The following is a 20,912-nucleotide window of genomic DNA, read 5'->3' as shown; positions in this document are numbered from 1 at the left end:
TCGTTGTAGAAATATTATAACACTATTTACACAATATGCCGAAAAAAAAGAACTAAAACGTTGTTTTAATTCTTTTAAATGTTTATATTCTGTTGCTAAAATACCTATATTGAGATTTTTATATTCACATTAAAATCTTAATATTGAAAATCTTGCATTAAGATGTATATTCAGATTAAAATCTTCCCATTGAAATTCTCGTATTAAAAGAAAAACAATTACTCAATATCTAACAATTTGTCTACAGCTTTTTGCAATTTAGGATTGCGTCTGTATTGCTTAACCAGTTCTTCCTCATGCTTTGTTATATTAAAATTTAAATCACGATTATAACCAAAAGTTCCTAAAATGTTGTGAATATTATATATGTCGCACAACGTAAGCAAAGTATCAGCATTAGGCTGCGTCTGACCACTTTCCCAGCCATATATAGTTTTGTCGGCAGCCTTAATATTTTGGTTTTCAAGCAAAATAGAAACCTGGTGAACTGTTAAGTTGTTTCTTCTTCGGTACGCTTTAAGCACCTTTGCAATATTTTCATTTTTCATTATAAAAAACACCTCTTTCCTTATAATAAATGATGCGTATAACTACGTCAAACTATTCTTTCAAAACAAGAAACAAAAGATTGAAATTCTCGACTACAGAGAATATAATAAGGTATGAGCAGAAAAATAAGCGCGACGATAGGAGCATTTATTTTTACCTCATACCTTAATTTTATTTTTGGAAGCATGAAGTGCTTTTTTTTGCAAAGCAAAAAGAAAAATAAAATCTATAAAAGAGCAGAAAAATAAGCGCGACGATAGGAGCATTTATTTTTTAATAGAACACAGATGGTGGCATAAATGAAAAAGAAAGATAATGTTTCAGAAAAATTAGTTGAATACATAAAACAGAATAATATTTCAATAGAGCAGATTTCAAAAGACACGGGAGTTAGTGGCTTTAAATTATCTAAGACCGATGTGGTTTTTACAGCATCGGAATTTTTGGAATTATGTTCTTATTTGAATGTGTCACCGGAATCGTTTAAATAACATTATAAAAACAGGGGAAGAAATATTGCTTAAATATATATGCACGAAAGACAACATTAGAACAAAGAGTAGTGTTTGTCCGGTTTGTGGGGATAGAACAGAACTTGAAAAATCAGATATATACTGGTGTGAAAACTGCAAAGTTCCATTGTATGACAAAACATGTGAGTGTTGTGGTAGCAAGGGCAGAAGAATTACAACTGATATAAGACCAGTATTTCCTGAAGAAAGACTTTTATTGGAAATATTATTGGATAAAGAAATAGGAACATACGACAATTCATCAGTGTGGAATTGTGCAGGTAATAAATATTTAATAGATGGGGAACGAATTAAATTTTCCGTAAAAGATTTAAAAGAAAAAGATGCAGATAAGGTCAGAGAACAATATGAAAAGTTTGCTGATGCAATTTCTTATGACAGCTTTAACCAATGCATGGACAAATTTGTTTCTGCTAACAAAAGCATAAAAGAATACGGAAGTGCCTTGCCAAGTGAAATGATTAACGCCTTTACAGGTGTTGAGGGGCGTTTAAAGGAAATCAGATTCCTTGTATCGGCACAGAATAATTTTGAAATAATAAAGCACGCAATTAACAAGATTGATGACAGTTTTAAAGATTTTATTTACAACAATGATGTAAATAATGAAATTATAGAAAAGTCATACAAAATACCATATTTTGAAAGTATGTTTACCGAAAAAGACTATAAGGAAATTGTAGCAGAGGGTCGTTTTCCGATGCTTCCTTTAACAGCCTACAGTCTCCTTAACATAAGCGAAAAAGTTGCACAGAACGAGAGAAGTATTTTTACGTTTATTGCAAACGAGGAAAAAGGAACAGTTATCACTGCCATTTAAGAAGGAAGTGAAGATTTAATTATAGTTGATATGGTATATGACTATTTTGAAAATTTGTTAAAAGATAATGTAAGCCTGACTAACATACATAACGAGTGGTTAAAGGCTGACTATGCAATAACTAAGGCAGAATCATTGGCAGAAGAAAAAGTAAGAGAAGCTTTTGACACAAGTCCGAAAACTGAATATCAGTATACAAAAAATATGGATTTGTTTAATTCGTATGCAAGAGGTGGCATAGAATATCTTTATGAAAAACTAGTAGTAAGACCAAGTAATTTAGATGATGAAGAATTTACAGATGCAAGAATGTCTAACATTATGGCATTGTTTAATGACGATATGCAGGAAATTTAGTTACACAATTACATAACCCCAAAATACCTTTAAAGCAGAAAAAACTGTTTTAAAGGTATTTTTCTTTCCATATCTAATTTAACCAACAATCATCAGAGAAAATAAACAAAATATTCTAAATTTTCCCAAATCTCTAGTTGAAACTACAAAACCTTTGACTTATAATTAATATTAATGCACTTTAATGCATTAACACGAAAAAATAGTAAAGAAGGAATAACAAATATGAAAGATACTCTTGAAATCAGATGGCATGGCCGAGGCGGTCAGGGTGCCAAAACAGCAGCCCTTCTTTTAGCAGAAGTGGCTTTCAAAACAGGAAAAAATGCACAGGGATTTCCAGAATATGGACCTGAAAGAATGGGAGCTCCAATCACTGCTTACGACAGAATCAGTGACCACCCAATTCGCGTACATTCAAATATTTATGATCCACAGTATGTAGTAGTTGTTGATGAAACTTTATTAGAAATTGTTGATGTTACTGCCGGATTAAGAGAAGATGGAGCAATACTTATTAATACATCAAGAAGTAAAGACGAGATTATTCCACACTTAAAAGGTTACAAAGGAAAAGTATACACAGTAGATGCAAAGAAAATCGCTATGGATACTTTAGGAAAGAACTTCCCTAACACACCAATGCTTGCTGCAATTGTAAAAGTTACAGGAGTTATTGAAGATGAAACATTCCTTAACGAAATGGAAGGCTCATTTAAGCACAAATTTGCCAAGAAGCCTGAAGTAATCAAAGGAAACATGGAAGCACTTAGAACAGCTTTAAGGGAGGTTAAATAATGGCAAAGACAGATATAACAAAATTAGGTCAGGACGTTGCCTGGCAGGATGTTACAAGAGGTAACACAATTGTCGGTTCAGGCACAACAAGAGAGTTTATTACAGGAGATTGGACAAGTGTAGCACCTGTAATTGACGAAGAAAAATGTAAACAATGTCTTTTATGTGTACCGGTTTGTCCGGACAGCTGTATTCCTGTAAAGGATTATAAGAGACAGGCAATAGATTTAGATCATTGCAAGGGTTGTGGAATATGCGTGAAGGCATGTCCATTTAATGCAATTAAGATGGAGGTGAAATAGTATGCATAAGAAAGTATTTTTATCAGGAAATGAAGCTGTAGCAACAGCACTTAGACAGATTAATCCTGATGTTTTTCCGGCATTCCCTATTACACCATCAACTGAAATTCCTCAGTATTTTTCAAACTATGTATCAAATGGTTTAGTTGACACAGAGTTTATTACTGTAGAATCTGAACATAGTTCAATGAGTGCAGCAATGGGAGCCTCAGCAGCAGGAGCAAGAGCTTTAACTGCTACATCATCAGCTGGTCTTGCATTTATGTGGGAAGTTTTAGGAGTTGCAGCATCAAGTAGATTACCTGTTGCTTTAGCAGCAGTTTGTAGAGCCTTAACAGGACCGTTGAACATTAACTGCGACCATTCGGATACAATGGGTGCAAGAGATTCAGGCTGGATTCAGTTATATGCAGAAGATAATCAGGAAGCTTACGACAACATGGTTATGGCATTTAACATCGCTGAAAATAAAGATGTTATGCTTCCAATTATGATTTGTCAGGACGGATTTATTACAAGCCACGCAGTTATGAACATGGAAATTTTAGACGACATGACTGTAAAAGAATTTGTTGGCGAAAGAGAACCTGTTGATTATCTTTTAAATCCTGAAGAAAAATTTGCAGTTGGACCTTATGCTGTATCTGATTACTATATGGAATCAAGAAAAGCACAGGCTCATGCAATGGAAAATGCAAAACAGGTTATTTTAGATGTAGCAAAAGATTTTGAAAAAATTTCAGGTCGTAAGTATGGCTTGATTGAAGAATATAAAATGGATGATGCTGAATATGCAATGGTTATTATTGGTTCAGCAGCAGGTACAGCAAAGGAAGCTGTAGATGAAATGAGAGAGGCTGGCAAAAAGGTTGGAATTATAAAAATAAGATCATTTAGACCATTCCCAGGAGAAGAAATTGCAACATCACTTAAGAAGTGTAAAGCTGTTGCAGTTATGGACAGATGTGAATCATTTTCAACAAACGGTGGTCCTGTAGGTGCTGAAACAATGCAGGCTATGTACACAAATGGCTGTACTGCAAAAGCTATCAATATTATGTATGGTATTGGTGGTAGAGATGTTACTGTAGGCGATATGAGAGGTGTTTATGATACTCTTGAAGAAATTGCAAAAACAGGTGAGACCGGTCCTACATACAGATATATGGGACTTAGAGATAAGGAGGCAAAATAATGGGTTACAATTTTAAAGAAACAATGAATAAGCCTGAACGTTTTGCTCCAGGTCACAGAATGTGTGCCGGTTGTGGAGCAACAATTTGTGCAAGAAATGTACTTCGTGGGCTTCATGAAGGCGACAAGGCAGTTATAGGATGTGCAACAGGATGCTTAAATGTATCATCATTCCAGTATCCATATGTAGCATGGGAAGACAGTTACATTCATAGTGCTTTTGAAAATGCAAGTTCAACAATGAGTGGTGTTGAAGGTGCATACAAGGCGATGAAAAGAAAAGGCAAGTTAAAAGATGATTATAAGTTTATCTGCTTTGGTGGTGATGGTGGTACTTATGATATAGGTATTCAGTCATTATCAGGAGCAATGGAACGTGGTACAAATTATACATACGTTTGTTATGACAACGGTGCTTATATGAATACAGGTACACAGCGTTCATCAGCTACACCAATGTACGCTGATACAACAACTACACCTGTTGGTAGTCAGTGTAATGGTAAGGAACAGTACAGAAAAGATTTAGCGGCAATTATCGCAGCACATGATGTTCCATATGCTGCACAGACTACATATTTCAAAGGCTTTAAGGATCTTCATACAAAAGCTGAAAGAGCTATTTATACAGAGGGTCCTGCATTCTTAAATGTATGTGCACCATGTCCAACAGGTTGGAAATATCAGAAAGATGATATTATGGAAATCTGCAGATTAGCTGTAGAAACAAATTATTGGCCTTTATATGAAGTTGTAGACGGCAAGTGGATTCTTAACTATGAACCAAAGAACAGACTTCCAATTGAAGACTTTTTGAGACCACAGGGCAGATTCAAACATTTATTTAAGCCTGAAAATGAACATCTTATTGAGAAATTCCAGAAGGAAGTTGATAGAAGATGGGAAGACTTATTATTTAAATGTAGCAGATAATGAATTTACTTAGAGATGTATTTTTAAAGCTTTAAATGGAAATATTTTTAATAATATTCTTTAAAATTTAAAACTAACAGGCAATAATAGGAGACAGATTGTGGATTTTAACTATAACCGAAACAGTGAAGGCACTGTTAAAGTAATGAAGTCCAAAGGAAAAAAGAACAATATAAAAGTAGTGCAGCAGGATAAAAAACATCCGGCTATAAAGTTAGAAATATCTTTAGGAGATGACGGGAAAAAGCAGGGCGAAGGGCTTGTTCCTGTTATCTTCAAGGGAAAAATTTCCGACAACGATAAAGGTAGCACACTAACAGGAAAGTTTACTTATGGCTTTTATTTGTATACTTTAGTAATAGTGGCGGCAATACTTATAGTTGTAAGATTTGGATTTTCGTTATATAATATGCAAAAAGATAATATGCTTCTATGCGGTATCGTTACAGTATTACTTATTATTTTAATAGCTGTAGTATTGGTAAAATCAAAACCCGACAGGGAACATATTACAGAGTTTTTAAATAACTTAAATAAAAAATAAATATCCTATGAAATCTTTTAATCAATGGCGAAACTAAAGGTGGAGGAATCTCTAGAGAACCCAAGGTTATATCTAATGCAGGCAAGGCATACATTAGATATGGGGAGAGTTTCAAATTGATTATGATTACGAATCTTTAGAGTTACTTTTTTAAGTAGCTCTTTTTTTTAGTGATTAAAATGGTAACTGTAAATTTCAAATTTGTATTAATAAAATATGGTGTTGGAATTTGGAAAAATAAAAAGTAGGAGGAAAAAATTATGGATTGGAAAAGTGTTGGTAACTGGATTTCAGACACACTTGTGAAAGTGGATGATTTTGTTTGGGGGCCGGTGATGTTGGTGCTACTTGTTGGAACAGGAATTTTTCTTACAATAAGATTAAAATTCAGACCATGGAGAAATCTTGGCTTTGCCATCAAAAGCACATTAAGTAAAGAGGCAAGAACAACCAAGAGAGGTGAAGGCGATGTATCCCCTTTTTCAGCGCTAACAACGGCTCTTGCGGCAACAATAGGAACAGGTAACATTGTAGGTGTTGCCACAGCCATGGTATCAGGTGGTCCGGGAGCTTTAGTGTGGATGTGGATTTCAGCATGCTTTGGCTTAACATCAAAATTCAGTGAATGTATGTTAGCCATAAAGTATCGAGAGGTTAATGAAAAGGGAGAAATGTCAGGTGGTCCAATGTACACCATGAAGAAAGGCTTCAAAAACAAAAAAATAGGGGCTTTTCTAGGAATGTTATTTGCAGTGTTTGCGGTTATAGCATCTTTCGGTATTGGAAACATGACACAGGCAAATTCAATTTCAGAATCATTAAAGAGTACATTTAATTTTGATGAGAAAATAGTAGGTGTGGTTTTAACAGTTTTAGCATTGGTAATTATTGTAGGTGGTATTAAGACTATCTCAAAGGTATCTTCAATTGTAGTTCCCCTGATGGCTATTTTTTACATAATTGCAGGTTTAATTGTTGTTGTTATGAATATACAGAACCTGCCATCAGGTATTGTAATGATATTTAAAATGGCATTTAGCTCACAGGCTGTAGCAGGTGGTGGAGCCGGCGTGATTACTGCGGGCGTAATGAATGCAATGAGATATGGTGTTGCAAGAGGTGTATTTTCAAATGAAGCAGGAATGGGTTCAGCAGCCATAACAGCTTCCGCAGCAACAACAGATGATCCTGTTCGTCAGGGTTACATTAACATGACAGGTACATTTTGGGACACAATTGTAGTTTGTACAATTACAGGTCTTTGTATTGCGTCATCAGGAGTTCTTGGAACTGTTGGAGATGACGGGGAATTAGTACAGGGTGCAGCTCTTACAATTTTGGCTTTCAAATCGGCTTTAGGTGAAGTTGGAGCCATACTTGTAACAATAGGAATCGCCCTTTTTGCATTTTCAACAATTTTAGGTTGGGAGTATCATGGAGAAAAGGCTTTTGAGTACATATTTGGAACACATAAATATAATATGGCGTACAGAATTATTTTCTCGTTAGTTGTATTTGTGGGGGCAACTACAACATTACAGGTTGTATGGAATTTCTCGGATATAGCAAATGCCTTAATGGCAATACCTAACCTGATTTGTCTTCTTGTAATGAGCAAGGTTATTGCAAAAGAAGTTGAACGATTCCAGCCTATTTTGGATAAAGAAAAGAAGGCGGCAAAAAAGAAAAAATAAAATCCTAAATCAAGGAATGAAAATAAAAAGCAAGAAAAAAGCAGTTAGCAAAAAAGCAGGCAACAAAAAATAAAGTAAAAAAGAAAAAACAGGCTACAAAAAATAAAGTAAAAAATAAAAAGCAGTTGAATCAATTTAAGAAATGTTTGTTAAACATAACTTATTTGATTTAACTGCTTTTTATGTTCCAAAGCTATTAACCCGCTATTGTGCAGGCACAACCGGGGTATAACTTTTTGACAAAATGATTACCTAAAATGTTTCATATATTAAATTCTGGCAATCATTAGATTGTAAAAATTCCAAGTGCATCAAGAATTGAGCTGATTAAAATTAAAACAAGGCATATAGGTGATACCCATTTAATCACAACTACAAAAAGGTTTCTTGATTTGAATTTCTCGCCGTTTCTTGTAGCCTCGTCAATAACTGCTTTAGGTTTAACAACGAAGCCAATAAGTATACATGTAAACAATGCACAGATAGGCATTAAAATACTATTACTTACAAAGTCCATAATATCAAGTATTGTCATTGCACCAATGTGAATGAAATCTAAAACTCCAAAACCAAGACAAGGTAAAACGCCAATTGCAACTGCACAAATGAAAACAATCAATGTGGCTTTATGTCTTGACCAGCCAAGTTTATCACTGAAAATAGAAACGATAGTTTCCATAAGTGAAATAGCAGATGTTAATGCTGCAAATAAAACTAATACGAAAAATACTGTTCCAATAACGCTACCAAAAGGCATGCTGTCAAAAACTTTAGGTAATGTGACAAACATAAGTGATGGACCTTTTCCAAGAGCAGCCTTGTCGCCACTTGAAAAAGCAAATACAGCAGGGATAATCGTTAATCCGGCAAGAAATGCAATTGCTGTATCAAAAATCTCAATTTGTCTTACTGAACTTTCAAGATTGTTTTCTTTTTTCATATAAGAACCATAAGTAATCATAATACCCATTGCAAGTGACATGGAGTAGAACAACTGCCCCATGGCGGCAATAACAGTTTTAAAAGTAAAATCACTTAAACGTGGTTTTATGTAATAAATAAGACCATCTTTTGCTCCGTCGATTGTTAGACCATAAATTGCAATAAATATTGTGAGAACAACCAAAATTGGCATCATAACTTTGCTTACTTTTTCAATACCTTTTTCAACACCGAACCAAACAACTAAAGCTGTAAAAGCAATGAATATGAAAAAGTATATAAGTGGTTCGGCGGTTCCTGCAGCAAATGTACCAAAGTAATTATCATTTGCAGCAGCCATTCCACCACCGCTACAAAATGTTACAAGATACTTAATTACCCAACCACCGATTACTGAGTAGTATGGGAAAATAATAATTGGGATAATAGCTGCCAGATATCCCACTGCCCCAAAACGCTTGTCCAATGCCTTAAAAGCACCAATTGCACTTAAACCGGTTTTTCGACCGATTGCAATTTCAGCAATCATCAAAGAAAAACCAAAAGTTACTGCTAAAATAAGATATACTAGCAAAAATGTTCCACCACCGTATTTAGCTGCAAGGTATGGAAATCTCCAAATATTTCCAAGACCTACAGCGGAACCGGCAGCAGCCAGTACGAATCCTATTTTGTTTGAAAAGTTTCCTCTTTTTTCCATAATATAAATCCTCCACTTTAATTTACAAAAACTTAAAAACAATGTTAGAATTATACAATAAAAGAACAAATGACACAACAATAAATAATATATGTTTACTATACATTGAAAATAATGTAAAATGTGTGCTGGTATATGTGTGAAAAACTTATTGCAAATAAAAACCTATAAAATGCGTGGAAAAAGTCATAGGTTATTTGCAAAATAATATATATAACGATATGTTTAATGTAAACAGAGAATACATTAGCAAAAAAGAGTAATATACAATTTATATATAAGAGAAAGGGCAAATAAAATGGTAGAAGTAAAAGAGTTATTTAAGAACACAGAAGAGTATATTAATAAGGAAGTTACAGTTGGTGGCTGGGTTAGAAGTATCAGAGATTCAAAAACTTTTGGCTTTATAGTTTTAAACGATGGTACATTTTTTCAGCCTGTACAGGTGGTTTACAATGACAAAATGGATAACTTTCAGGAAGTTTCAAAAGTAAATATTGGTGCAGCTTTAATTGTTAAAGGTATATTAGTTGAAACACCAAATGCAAAGCAGCCTTTTGAAATTCAGGCAGATGAAGTTTTTATTGAAGGAGAAAGTACATCTGATTATCCATTACAAAAAAAGAGACATACTTTCGAGTACCTTAGAACAATTTCACATTTAAGACCTAGAACAAATACTTTTCAGGCAGTTTTTAGAGTGCGCTCTTTATGCGCTTATGCAATTCACAAGTTTTTTCAGGAGCAGGGCTTTGTTTACGTGCACACACCGTTAATTACAGGTAGTGACTGTGAAGGGGCAGGAGAAATGTTTCAGGTTACAACAATGGACTTAAATAATGTTCCAAAAACAGATCAGGGTGATGTGGACTTCTCAGAAGACTTTTTTGGCAAGCCAACAAACCTTACAGTTTCAGGTCAGTTAAATGGCGAAACATATGCTATGGCATTTAAGAAGATATACACATTTGGACCAACCTTTAGAGCAGAAAATTCAAATACAACAAGACATGCAGCAGAATTCTGGATGATAGAGCCGGAGATAGCTTTTGCAGATTTAGCAGACGATATGGAGCTTGCAGAGGCAATGATAAAATACATTATTAAATATGTACTTGAAAATGCACCTGAGGAAATGAATTTCTTTAATTCATTTGTGGATAAGGGACTGCTTGACAGATTAAATCATGTAATGAATTCTGATTTTGGTCGCGTAACTTACACAGAAGCAATTAAAATTTTAGAAGAACATAATGATAAGTTTGAATATAAAGTAAGCTGGGGAACAGATTTACAGACAGAACATGAAAGATATTTAACAGAGGAAGTATTTAAACGACCTGTTTTTGTAACTGATTATCCAAAGGAAATTAAGGCTTTCTATATGAAGTTAAATGAAGATGGAAAAACAGTGGCAGCAATGGATTGTTTAGTTCCAGGCATTGGCGAGATTATTGGTGGTAGCCAAAGAGAAGAAGACTTGGCTGTTCTTAAAAACAGAATGAAGGAATTAGGTCTTAATGAAGAAGACTATGGATTCTATTTAGATTTAAGAAAATACGGCACAGCAAGACATGCAGGATTTGGACTTGGATTTGAGAGAATGATTATGTACTTAACAGGCATGTCAAATATCAGGGACGTAATTCCATTTCCACGTACAGTTAATAACTGTGAATTATAATCTTAAGAGAATCTTAAGAAATTTCCACAAAATATATTAAAAAATAAATTATATCCTTTATACACACAAAGAAATAGTGTAAAGGCGGAGGGCTTGAAAATGTACAACATACTAGTTTGCGATGATGACAGAGAAATAGTTGAGGCTGTTGAAATTTATCTTTCCAAAGAAGGCTACAATGTAATCAAAGCCTATGATGGTTTGGAAGCAATTGAAATTCTCAAAAAAGAAGATATTCAATTATTGTTAATTGACATAATGATGCCAAGGCTTGACGGCTTAAGGGCAACATTAAAAATAAGAGAGAAAAGTGGTATACCAATCATTATTTTATCTGCAAAGTCAGAAGACTCAGATAAAGTTATAGGACTTGATGTTGGAGCTGATGATTACATTACAAAACCTTTTAACCCTTTAGAGTTAATAGCAAGAGTAAAATCACAACTTAGACGTTACACAAAACTTGGCACAATGGCAGGGCAAAAAAGTAATGTGTATACAGTAGGTGGACTTGAGGTAAACGATGACAGCAAGGAAGTTACCGTTGACGGGGAAAGTGTGAAACTAACACCTTATGAGTATAAGATTTTATTGCTTCTTGTGAAAAATCAGGGACGTGTTTTTACAATCGAACAAATTTATGAAAATGTTTGGGAAGAAGAAGCCATTGCAGCAGATAATACAGTAGCAGTACATATCAGGCATATCCGCGAAAAAATCGAAATTAATCCAAAGGAACCAAGATATCTGAAAGTAGTTTGGGGCGTTGGATATAAAATCGAGAAAATGTAAAGGATAGGTGGAAATTATGAAAACAAAAAGAATTTTATTACACTTAGCTATACTTGCATTAGCGATTGTCAGTATAGCAAGTGGCAGCTATGGAATTTATCATTTAAGGTACTATGACAGCAAAGAGAATTGTTTACATAGGTATACAGAAAACTACGCAAGCGTTACCTCAGGGGTAATTGAAGAAATTGTGGACAATAGGATTTATAGAGAAAATTTCATGGATCCTAACAAAGTGGTTGCCAAAGCTTACAAGCTTAAAACAATTAAAGTTTCAGATATTGTAAAAATTGCAAAGTCAGAGGAAAAACTTTCTTTCTATGCTATAATGGCAGAAAATACAAAGGAAGAATTGAAATATAATTCCAGCGCCAGAAAGAAAGAAGAGTATGAATATTATAAGAAAATTGCAGATACCGCAAATCTATATTTTAGTATTGTAGATGAATGTGATGCTTTAAATGAATTAGGTAATAAGTCAAAAAAAGAACAGGATAAAGCTTTAACACGAATTGATGATGAATACATATTAAGTGAGAATGTTGAATTTCAGGCTACATATGTGTTAAATGGAAAAACTTATAAGTTTACAAATCAGGAAAAAGACCAGACAATATCAGAAGAAAATAAGTATATGGATATTGTAACTGCAAATTCAAAAGGAGCAACAATTGTTGCAAATAATTATTTGCAGGAAGAAAGCTATAAATCTCTTTTTAAAGAATATTTTCCTACGTATGATGATGACTTACATACAAACAGCTTAAATGACAGCAAGTTCACAGTGAAAATAGGCTTTAAGAGAAATGACAAAGATGGTTTTTCGTTGGAGCATGAACTTATAAAGGCTGAGAAAGCATTGAGTGCTAAAGAAATTTCAGCGCAAAAAAGATTGTGCATAACAGGGCTTGTTATATGTGTGGCATGTATGCTTTTATCATTAATTCCGTTTATTATGCTATTAATTATTGCAGGTCATAAGAGAAAAGGAGACATACCTTATACAAACAAATTTGATAAAATCTGGGCAGATGTTTTGACAGTTATAATGATAATGGTTGGTATAAGCATGGCAATGTCTATTTGTGAAGGTGCATTCCAAAATCCAATATCAGGTTTAACAGGCGTTATCGGCTATGTAGTGCTATGCGGCTTCTTCTGTCTGATTTATATTGAGGTATTTATACAGTGTGCTGAAAGCTTTGCCAGAAGAATAAAATCCAGAATGTTAATTAAAAGCACTTTACTATACTGGATTTACAGCAAAATCAAAATAATAATTTTAGGCTTTATAAATAATGGAAAAATGTGGGCGAAGGTAACAGCAGCGGGAATTGTATGTTTGGTTTGGAACATAATTGCTTTCCTGTTTGTTCAATCCTATGAATATTGGGGAATGTTATTTTTCTGGATAATACCAATTCTATTGGTTTGCAAATATTTAATTAAATATTTCGAAGAAAAAAAACAAATAATAAACGAGGCAGAAAAAATTACAGAAGGAGAAGTTGACCACAAAATAACTGGGACTTTTAAATATCCTTCAAATAGAAAATTAAAAGATACAATTAACAATATCGGTGATGGAATTGAGAATGCCGTTGCAGAAAATATGAAAAGTGAGCGAATGAAAACAGATTTAATAACGAATGTTTCTCATGATTTGAAAACACCATTAACATCTATAATAAATTATGTAGATTTGTTAAAAACAGAAGGCGTTGACAGCAAAAATGCTAATAAGTATCTTGATATTTTAGACAAAAAATCTCAAAGACTGAAGAATCTGACAGAAGATTTGGTGGAAGCTTCAAAGCTAACATCAGGTGCAATTGAACTCCACAAAGAAAAAATAAATATTGTGGAATTAATTAACCAAAGTCTGGGAGAGTATAACGAGAAGTTTAACCAAAGAAATTTAACAGTAGTAAAAACTATCCCGGATAAAGCTATTTATATAAATGCCGACGGCAGAAGAATGTGGCGAGTGTTTGAAAATCTTTATGGAAATATTTTTAAATACGCAATGGAAGGCACAAGAGTTTACGTGGACGTTGAAGAACATAATGGAGAAATTGTTATTGGAATAAAGAATATTTCCGAGAAAGCATTAAACATAAGCCCGGACGAATTAATGGATAGATTCGTAAGAGGCGATCAGTCAAGAAGTACAGAGGGAAGTGGTCTTGGACTATCAATTGCAAAGACTATTATAGAAAGACACGATGGAACAATGGAAATAATTCTTGATGGAGATTTATTTAAAGTTGTAATAGCAATTAAATAGAAATCCGGGCATACAATTAAATGTTGAATTAAATAAAAATATGGGCATACAATTAAATGCAAAATTTAATAAAAATTAAGGGGTTGACAAGTTCAGCCCCTTTTTCTATAATGGAAAAGCATGCGTGGAGGTGTAATTATGCCCCTTTGCGACATGTTAGTGTAAAGAAGAAACACGTAATTCTAATAACAGGAGGTGAAAAAGGAATGCCAACATTTAACCAGTTAGTAAGAAAAGGACGTAAGTCAGCGGTTAAGAAGTCAACAGCACCAGCTTTATTAAAGACATACAATTCTTTAAATAAGAAGATGAACGACACAGCTTCTCCACAGAAGCGTGGTGTATGTACAGCTGTTAAGACTGCTACACCTAAGAAGCCTAACTCAGCTCTTAGAAAAATCGCCAGAGTTCGTTTATCTAATGGTATCGAAGTAACAAGTTATATCCCAGGTGAAGGTCACAACCTTCAGGAACATAGTGTTGTTCTTATCCGTGGTGGTAGAGTAAAGGATTTACCAGGTACAAGATATCATATCATTAGAGGTACATTAGATACTGCAGGTGTTGCTAACAGACGCCAGGCACGTTCTAAGTACGGCGCTAAGAGACCTAAAAAATAGGCTCAATAAGTAGGATGACTTTTAATAGTCAGTCACAGGTTGAATGATTTGTAACGGTTATTAGAATTATGTAGATATACAGTCTAAAGCCGTGAGCAAGACACAACTTTTGTGAGTACCGAAGATTTAATTTAAAATTGATTAAGGAGGGAAGTAACATGCCACGTAAAGGACATACTCAGAAGAGAGAAATTTTAGCAGATCCTATGTATGGTAGCATCGTAGTTACAAAGCTTGTCAATAACATCATGTTAGATGGTAAGAAAGGTGTAGCTCAGAAGATCGTTTACGGAGCATTCGATAAGATTGCTGAAGAAACAGGAAAAGATGCTATCGAAGTATTCGAAGAAGCTATGAATAATGTTATGCCAGCTTTAGAAGTTAAGGCTAGACGTATTGGTGGTGCTACTTATCAGGTACCTATTGAGGTTAGACCTGAAAGAAGACAGGCTTTAGGACTTCGTTGGATTACATTGTACTCACGCCAGAGAAGCGAGAAGACAATGGTAGAAAGATTAGCAAATGAAATCATGGACGCCGCTAACAACACTGGTTCATCAGTTAAGAAGCGTGAAGACATGCATAAGATGGCAGAAGCTAACAAGGCTTTCGCACATTATAGATTCTAGTTATCTACAAGAATCGCAACCTCAAAAAACAGTATGTATTGTGCTTGCACAAATACATAATTGTTTTGCAGAGGTTATGAGTCGCCAGACTCTAGCGAGACGAAACGCAGTGAAGTCGAGCTAGCGATTCCTTTTTAGGAAGAAGCTAGCGATGTAGCGAAGCAGAATCGAGCTAGCTATTCTTTTTTAGAAGAGCGGCGAGAGACGAAACAAAGCAAAATCGAGCTAGCAATACGGGCGACAATAACAAATTTGATTAATATACAGAAATGTATGACATACTAAAAGCGTAAGCTTTAGACTAAAAAGAGGAGGAAAAAATCTTGGCTGGAAGAGAATATCCATTAGAGAGAACAAGAAACATTGGTATTATGGCTCATATCGATGCTGGTAAAACAACATTAACAGAGCGTATTTTATACTATACTGGTGTTAACTATAAAATTGGTGATACTCATGATGGTAATGCTACAATGGACTGGATGGAACAGGAAAAAGAAAGAGGTATCACAATTACTTCTGCTGCTACAACATGCCATTGGACATTAGAAGATCATCATAAACCAAAGGCTGGAGCAAAAGAACATCGTATCAACATCATTGATACACCGGGACACGTTGACTTCACTGTTGAAGTAGAACGTTCACTTCGTGTATTAGACGGTGCTGTAGGTGTATTCGATGCTAAGGCTGGTGTAGAACCTCAGTCAGAAAACGTATGGCGTCAGGCTGACACATACAATGTACCTCGTATGGCTTTCATCAATAAGATGGACAAGATGGGTGCAGATTTCTTTTATTCAGTTCAGACAATCATTGATCGTTTGGGCAAAAATGCTATCCCAGTTCAGATTCCTATTGGAAAAGAAGACGATTTCATTGGATTAATCGACTTATTTGAAATGGATGCATATTACTATAAAGATGATAAGGGTGAAGATATCGAAATCACAACAATCCCTGATGATTTAAAGGATCTTGCTAATGAATGGCATGATAACTTAATCGAAAAGATTTGTGAATTAGATGATGACCTTATGATGCAGTATTTAGAAGGTGAAGAACCTTCAGTAGACGATCTTAAGAAAGTTTTAAGAAGAGCTACAATCGCTTGTGAAGCAGTTCCTGTATACTGTGGTTCAGCTTACAAGAACAAAGGTGTTCAGAAGATGTTAGATGGTGTAATCGAATTTATGCCAGCTCCAACAGACATCCCTGACATCACAGGTACTGACGAAGATGGTAATGAGGTAACACGTAAGTCATCAGATGACGAACCATTTGCTGCATTAGCATTCAAGATTATGTCAGACCCATTCGTAGGAAAATTAGCATTCTTCAGAGTTTACTCTGGTACATTAAACTCAGGTTCATATGTATTAAATGCTACAAAGAATAAAAAGGAACGTGTTGGTCGTATCTTACAGATGCACGCTAACACAAGATCAGAACTTGATAAAGTTTACTCAGGTGATATCGCAGCAGCTGTAGGTTTCAAGATTACAACTACTGGTGATACAATCTGTGATGAACAGCATCCGGTTATCTTAGAATCAATGGAATTCCCAGAACCAGTTATCGAGCTTGCTATCGAACCTAAGACAAAGAATGATCAGGGTAAGATGGGTGAAGCTTTAGCAAAACTTGCTGAAGAAGATCCTACATTTAGAGCTCATACAGATCAGGAAACTGGTCAGACAATTATCGCTGGTATGGGTGAACTTCATTTGGAAGTTATCGTTGACAGACTTCTTCGTGAATACAAGGTTGAAGCAAATGTTGGTGCACCTCAGGTTGCATACAAAGAAACATTTACTAAGGCTGTAGACGTAGATAGCAAATATGCTAAGCAGTCTGGTGGTCGTGGACAGTACGGTCACTGTAAAGTTAAATTCGAACCAATGGATCCAAACAGTGAAGAAACATTCAAGTTTGAATCTACTGTAGTTGGTGGTAACATTCCTAAGGAATACATCCCAGCTGTAGGAGCAGGTATCGAAGAAGCTGCACAGACAGGTATTATCGCTGGATTCCCAGTTCTTGGTGTACATGCTACTGTATACGATGGATCATATCATGAAGTCGATTCATCAGAAATGGCATTCCATATTGCCGGATCAATGGCATTCAAGGATGCTATGAACAAGGGTGATGCAGTATTACTTGAACCTATCATGAAGGTTGAAGTAACAATGCCTGAAGAATACATGGGTGACGTTATTGGTGACATTAACTCACGTCGTGGTAGAATCGAAAGCATGGATGACCTTGGTGGAGGAAAGATCGTAAGAGCATTCGTTCCACTTTCAGAAATGTTTGGTTACTCAACAGACCTTCGTTCAAAGACTCAGGGTCGTGGTAACTACTCAATGTTCTTTGAAAAATATGAACAGGCTCCAAAGTCAGTTCAGGACAAGATTGTCGCTTCAAAGGCTAACTAGTAAAAACAAAATAAGGCTTGAAAATATTCCCATTATAAAATATAATGGGGATAGCCTTTTGAATAAGACCATTGCGGTCGTATAGTAAAATTATAATATTTAATCAAATTAGGAGGATTACAAAAATGGCAAAAGCTAAGTTTGAAAGAACAAAACCACATTGTAATATTGGTACAATCGGACATGTCGATCATGGTAAAACTACATTAACAGCTGCTATTACTAAGGTATTATCAGAAAGAGTAGAAGGAAATGATGCTGTAGATTTCGCTAACATCGATAAGGCTCCAGAAGAAAGAGAAAGAGGTATCACTATCTCAACAGCTCACGTAGAATATGAAACAAATAAGAGACATTACGCTCACGTTGACTGCCCAGGCCATGCTGACTATGTAAAGAACATGATCACAGGTGCTGCTCAGATGGACGGTGCTATCCTTGTTGTAGCTGCTACTGACGGTGTTATGGCTCAGACAAAGGAACATATCTTACTTTCACGTCAGGTAGGTGTTCCAAAAATCGTTGTATTCATGAACAAATGTGATATGGTAGACGATGAAGAATTATTAGAATTAGTAGAAATGGACGTTACAGAAATTCTTGACGAATATGGTTTCGAAGATTCACCAATCATTAAGGGTTCAGCTCTTAAGGCTCTTGAAGATCCATCATCAGAATGGGGAGACAAGATTATGGAATTAATGGATGCAGTAGATGAATACTTCCCAGATCCAGAAAGAGATACAGATAAGCCTTTCTTAATGCCAGTAGAAGACGTATTCACAATCACAGGTCGTGGTACAGTTGCTACAGGTAGAGTAGAAAGAGGAACACTTCACTTAAACGATGAAGTTGAAATCATCGGTGTTAAGGAAGAAACACAGAAGACAGTTATCACAGGTATCGAAATGTTCAGAAAGCTTCTTGATGAAGCTCAGGCTGGTGATAACATTGGTGCTCTTTTAAGAGGTATCAACAGAGACCAGATCGAAAGAGGTCAGGTTCTTGCTAAGCCAGGTACAGTAACATGCCATAAGAAGTTTACTGCTCAGGTTTACGTTTTAACAAAGGATGAAGGTGGACGTCATACTCCTTTCTTCAACAACTACAGACCACAGTTCTACTTCAGAACAACTGACGTAACTGGTGTTTGTAACTTACCAGAAGGTACAGAAATGTGCATGCCTGGTGACAACGTAGAAATCACAGTTGAACTTATTCACCCAATCGCTATGGAACAGGGTCTTGGATTCGCTATTCGTGAAGGTGGTAGAACAGTAGGTTCAGGTAAGGTAGCTACAATTATCGAATAATACGATATAATGGCGAATAGCCTATAAATAAAGGAACTTAGGGGATTTCCCTAAGTTCCTTTTCTTTTAGTGGTACTAAAATGGTACCACTTTGTTTGACTTTTTTTCTTTAGTGCCATTATTTTAGGCTCTTTGGCAGTTACCTCTCAACTTATCAATTCAATCGACGAATCAATTTCTTAAAAGTTTGAATTATCGTTAGAATCTATTCTTGCAAATAGATCTGCCAATATTTTATAAAATAAAGAGTATTGAGAAAACTTATATTTCATTACTGAGTTATCGTAATAGATTTTTTCATACATTTTTATTTCTCCATAGGAAGGATCATATATTGTTAAATTACATATTTTATGCGATGTTAGATATAAAGAATTAGTAGCAAGCATAAAATTATTAGGTTTTGCAATGTTTAAATGACTTAAAGGAATTTTTAAAGTCATTCCAGAATAATTATTTACAATAATTTGTTTCGTATGTTTTATTCTTCTGTAAACGGTTGATTCGCTTAAGGATACCTCTTCTGCTAAAACTTTAATAGTTCTGCCTTGATTATGTTTATAATATAAATAGAAACATTCGTTAATATCATGTGATTTATTAGTTTTCACTGTTTTTTCCTCCTAATGATTTATATAGGAATATAATTGTTAAATATTGTAAAATAACACCAAAAGCGTTACTTTATGTATATACAGGAGGTGTTTGAAGATGGAGAAAATAGTAATATTACCTAAAATTCCGATATCAGTAAATACTGCAATAATGACAGATGAAGAAATTCACGAAAAGTTACAAAGAGGCTACACAGATGCAGAAGCAGGTAATGTAAGAAGTGCTGCAGAGGTATTTGCAAAATTTAGGGAGAACCATTAGATGGAATATAATGCAGTAATTACAGGGTAAGTAGAGTAGGACATGGAAGAATTTTATAATTGTTTACATAAAATTGATAAAAAGATATAATTAACATAAAATTTTATAGAAGGTAGTATAAAGATGAAAAGCAATCAGGATAATTATATAAGAGAACTGAATAAAAATCATGTTATGTTTTTCAAAGAGTTTGCAGGTGAAGATAAAAAGAAGGTTATTATTATTGATGCAACCAGAGGTACAGGAAAAGTATCTGTGAGACAGGAAAATATAGATGAGTTATTTGATAAAGGCTATAAAATATATCGAAAGAAATAGATAGGGAATTATTAATAAAAAAGAAAGCTAATTACTAATTTTCTTAACAACCTTCAAAACAAAATAAACCTGTCTTTGTGTTATACTTAAATCAACATAAAGGTCGGACAAAATTAAATATCGAAGCTACACTGTAATGTGGGATGTTAAAGGCAAGGGCGTCGGTAATATTCAAATTTGCAGTTAAAGATAAAATTGCTATTTCATTGTTGTGATGGGGTAGCAATTTTTTGTAATTTATATTTTAAAAAATCATATAATATAAAAAAATACTTTAAAAAATTATGGTCAAAAAATATAAATGGATTTTGATTTTTTTGATTGTATTTCCAGTTATAATAACAGTAATAGTGAAAATGGCGAATAAAGAAACAACCGAGAGATTCAAAAGTGGACGAACTGTTATAATTGAAAATGACGGATATACAATAAAAATGGATGTAGAGGACTTTATACCATGTGTTTTAATGGCACAGATGGAGAAAAGCGAGTTTTCCAGTGAGTTAATAAAAGCACAGAGTGTTGTGATTAGAACGTATATTATTGTATAAAAAATTCTCAAAGCATTGAGGCTACGCAACTGGGT

Annotated in this window: 22 protein-coding genes; 19 read left to right on the top strand and 3 right to left on the bottom strand. The window is 34.5% G+C overall.

Going from position 1 to position 20,912, the window contains the following annotated elements:
• Window positions 1-218: 218 nt before the first annotated feature.
• Window positions 219-548 (bottom strand): helix-turn-helix transcriptional regulator, encoded by a 330-nt coding sequence (locus DW006_RS00540; RefSeq protein WP_117998502.1) that lies wholly within the window; start codon window positions 546-548, stop codon window positions 219-221.
• 300 nt (window positions 549-848) lie between these two features.
• Between DW006_RS00540 and DW006_RS00535 the strand changes: the two genes are divergently transcribed.
• The 9 genes from DW006_RS00535 to DW006_RS00495 all read left to right on the top strand — a co-directional run bounded on the left by DW006_RS00535 (window position 849) and on the right by DW006_RS00495 (window position 7,724).
• Complete coding sequence (locus DW006_RS00535) at window positions 849-1,040, top strand: helix-turn-helix transcriptional regulator (protein ID WP_022165483.1); 192 nt, start codon at window positions 849-851, stop codon at window positions 1,038-1,040.
• A 25-nt stretch (window positions 1,041-1,065) separates the two neighbouring features.
• Window positions 1,066-1,902, top strand: a complete 837-nt coding sequence (locus DW006_RS00530) for a hypothetical protein (RefSeq protein ID WP_117998499.1) — start codon at window positions 1,066-1,068, stop codon at window positions 1,900-1,902.
• Window positions 1,903-1,932: 30 nt separating this feature from the next.
• Window positions 1,933-2,259 (top strand): hypothetical protein, encoded by a 327-nt coding sequence (locus tag DW006_RS00525; RefSeq protein WP_117998496.1) that lies wholly within the window; start codon window positions 1,933-1,935, stop codon window positions 2,257-2,259.
• A gap of 225 nt (window positions 2,260-2,484) precedes the next feature.
• Window positions 2,485-3,057, top strand: coding sequence for a 2-oxoacid:acceptor oxidoreductase family protein (locus DW006_RS00520; RefSeq protein ID WP_022165481.1), 573 nt, complete (start codon window positions 2,485-2,487; stop codon window positions 3,055-3,057).
• On the top strand, window positions 3,057-3,359 hold the full coding sequence (locus DW006_RS00515) for a 4Fe-4S binding protein (protein WP_022165480.1): 303 nt from the start codon (window positions 3,057-3,059) through the stop codon (window positions 3,357-3,359). Before DW006_RS00520 ends, DW006_RS00515 begins: the two co-directional genes overlap by 1 nt.
• 1 nt (window position 3,360) lies before the next feature.
• On the top strand, window positions 3,361-4,554 hold the full coding sequence (porA, locus tag DW006_RS00510; RefSeq protein WP_117998493.1) for a pyruvate ferredoxin oxidoreductase: 1,194 nt from the start codon (window positions 3,361-3,363) through the stop codon (window positions 4,552-4,554).
• Entirely contained in the window at window positions 4,554-5,486 is a 933-nt protein-coding gene (locus DW006_RS00505) for a thiamine pyrophosphate-dependent enzyme (RefSeq protein ID WP_117998490.1), read from the top strand. The genes porA and DW006_RS00505 overlap by 1 nt, the downstream gene beginning before the upstream one ends.
• A gap of 100 nt (window positions 5,487-5,586) precedes the next feature.
• Entirely contained in the window at window positions 5,587-6,030 is a 444-nt protein-coding gene (locus tag DW006_RS00500; protein WP_117998487.1) for a hypothetical protein, read from the top strand.
• Window positions 6,031-6,290: 260 nt separating this feature from the next.
• On the top strand, window positions 6,291-7,724 hold the full coding sequence (locus DW006_RS00495; RefSeq protein WP_117998484.1) for a sodium:alanine symporter family protein: 1,434 nt from the start codon (window positions 6,291-6,293) through the stop codon (window positions 7,722-7,724).
• A gap of 286 nt (window positions 7,725-8,010) precedes the next feature.
• Here the strand turns inward: DW006_RS00495 and DW006_RS00490 are convergent, their stop codons facing one another.
• Window positions 8,011-9,366, bottom strand: coding sequence for a sodium-dependent transporter (locus DW006_RS00490; protein ID WP_117998481.1), 1,356 nt, complete (start codon window positions 9,364-9,366; stop codon window positions 8,011-8,013).
• 298 nt (window positions 9,367-9,664) lie between these two features.
• Between DW006_RS00490 and asnS the strand changes: the two genes are divergently transcribed.
• The 7 genes from asnS to tuf all read left to right on the top strand — a co-directional run bounded on the left by asnS (window position 9,665) and on the right by tuf (window position 19,132).
• Complete coding sequence (gene asnS, locus DW006_RS00485; protein ID WP_117998478.1) at window positions 9,665-11,050, top strand: asparagine--tRNA ligase; 1,386 nt, start codon at window positions 9,665-9,667, stop codon at window positions 11,048-11,050.
• A gap of 99 nt (window positions 11,051-11,149) precedes the next feature.
• Window positions 11,150-11,842, top strand: a complete 693-nt coding sequence (locus tag DW006_RS00480; protein WP_117998475.1) for a response regulator transcription factor — start codon at window positions 11,150-11,152, stop codon at window positions 11,840-11,842.
• Between the two features lie 16 nt (window positions 11,843-11,858).
• Window positions 11,859-14,129, top strand: coding sequence for a HAMP domain-containing sensor histidine kinase (locus tag DW006_RS00475; RefSeq protein WP_117998472.1), 2,271 nt, complete (start codon window positions 11,859-11,861; stop codon window positions 14,127-14,129).
• Between the two features lie 206 nt (window positions 14,130-14,335).
• Window positions 14,336-14,749, top strand: a complete 414-nt coding sequence (gene rpsL / locus DW006_RS00470; protein WP_022165471.1) for a 30S ribosomal protein S12 — start codon at window positions 14,336-14,338, stop codon at window positions 14,747-14,749.
• A 158-nt stretch (window positions 14,750-14,907) separates the two neighbouring features.
• Window positions 14,908-15,378: a 30S ribosomal protein S7 gene (gene rpsG / locus DW006_RS00465; RefSeq protein ID WP_117998469.1), complete on the top strand. Its 471-nt coding sequence runs from the start codon at window positions 14,908-14,910 to the stop codon at window positions 15,376-15,378.
• A 323-nt stretch (window positions 15,379-15,701) separates the two neighbouring features.
• Window positions 15,702-17,819: an elongation factor G gene (gene fusA, locus DW006_RS00460; RefSeq protein WP_117998465.1), complete on the top strand. Its 2,118-nt coding sequence runs from the start codon at window positions 15,702-15,704 to the stop codon at window positions 17,817-17,819.
• A gap of 125 nt (window positions 17,820-17,944) precedes the next feature.
• Window positions 17,945-19,132 carry an elongation factor Tu gene (gene tuf, locus DW006_RS00455; protein ID WP_117998461.1) on the top strand — a complete coding sequence of 396 codons (1,188 nt, stop codon included), beginning with the start codon at window positions 17,945-17,947 and terminating at the stop codon, window positions 19,130-19,132.
• A gap of 179 nt (window positions 19,133-19,311) precedes the next feature.
• Here tuf and DW006_RS00450 read toward each other — a convergent pair whose 3' ends face one another.
• Entirely contained in the window at window positions 19,312-19,743 is a 432-nt protein-coding gene (locus DW006_RS00450; RefSeq protein WP_117998457.1) for an AsnC family protein, read from the bottom strand.
• A 100-nt stretch (window positions 19,744-19,843) separates the two neighbouring features.
• Here DW006_RS00450 and DW006_RS12005 point away from each other — a divergent pair, with 100 nt between their 5' ends.
• The 3 genes from DW006_RS12005 (at window position 19,844) to DW006_RS00440 (ending at window position 20,877) form a co-directional block, all read left to right on the top strand.
• Window positions 19,844-20,008 carry a hypothetical protein gene (locus DW006_RS12005; protein WP_158561026.1) on the top strand — a complete coding sequence of 55 codons (165 nt, stop codon included), beginning with the start codon at window positions 19,844-19,846 and terminating at the stop codon, window positions 20,006-20,008.
• Window positions 20,009-20,131: 123 nt separating this feature from the next.
• Window positions 20,132-20,326 carry a hypothetical protein gene (locus DW006_RS00445; protein WP_117998453.1) on the top strand — a complete coding sequence of 65 codons (195 nt, stop codon included), beginning with the start codon at window positions 20,132-20,134 and terminating at the stop codon, window positions 20,324-20,326.
• A 356-nt stretch (window positions 20,327-20,682) separates the two neighbouring features.
• Complete coding sequence (locus DW006_RS00440; RefSeq protein WP_158561025.1) at window positions 20,683-20,877, top strand: SpoIID/LytB domain-containing protein; 195 nt, start codon at window positions 20,683-20,685, stop codon at window positions 20,875-20,877.
• Window positions 20,878-20,912 lie beyond the last annotated feature (35 nt).

This window comes from Eubacterium sp. AF36-5BH (assembly GCF_003460505.1).
Taxonomy (GTDB): domain Bacteria; phylum Bacillota; class Clostridia; order Lachnospirales; family Lachnospiraceae; genus Eubacterium_G.
The sequence above is the reverse complement of the archived record's forward strand: the minus strand, read 5'-3'. Positions and strand labels throughout refer to the sequence as shown.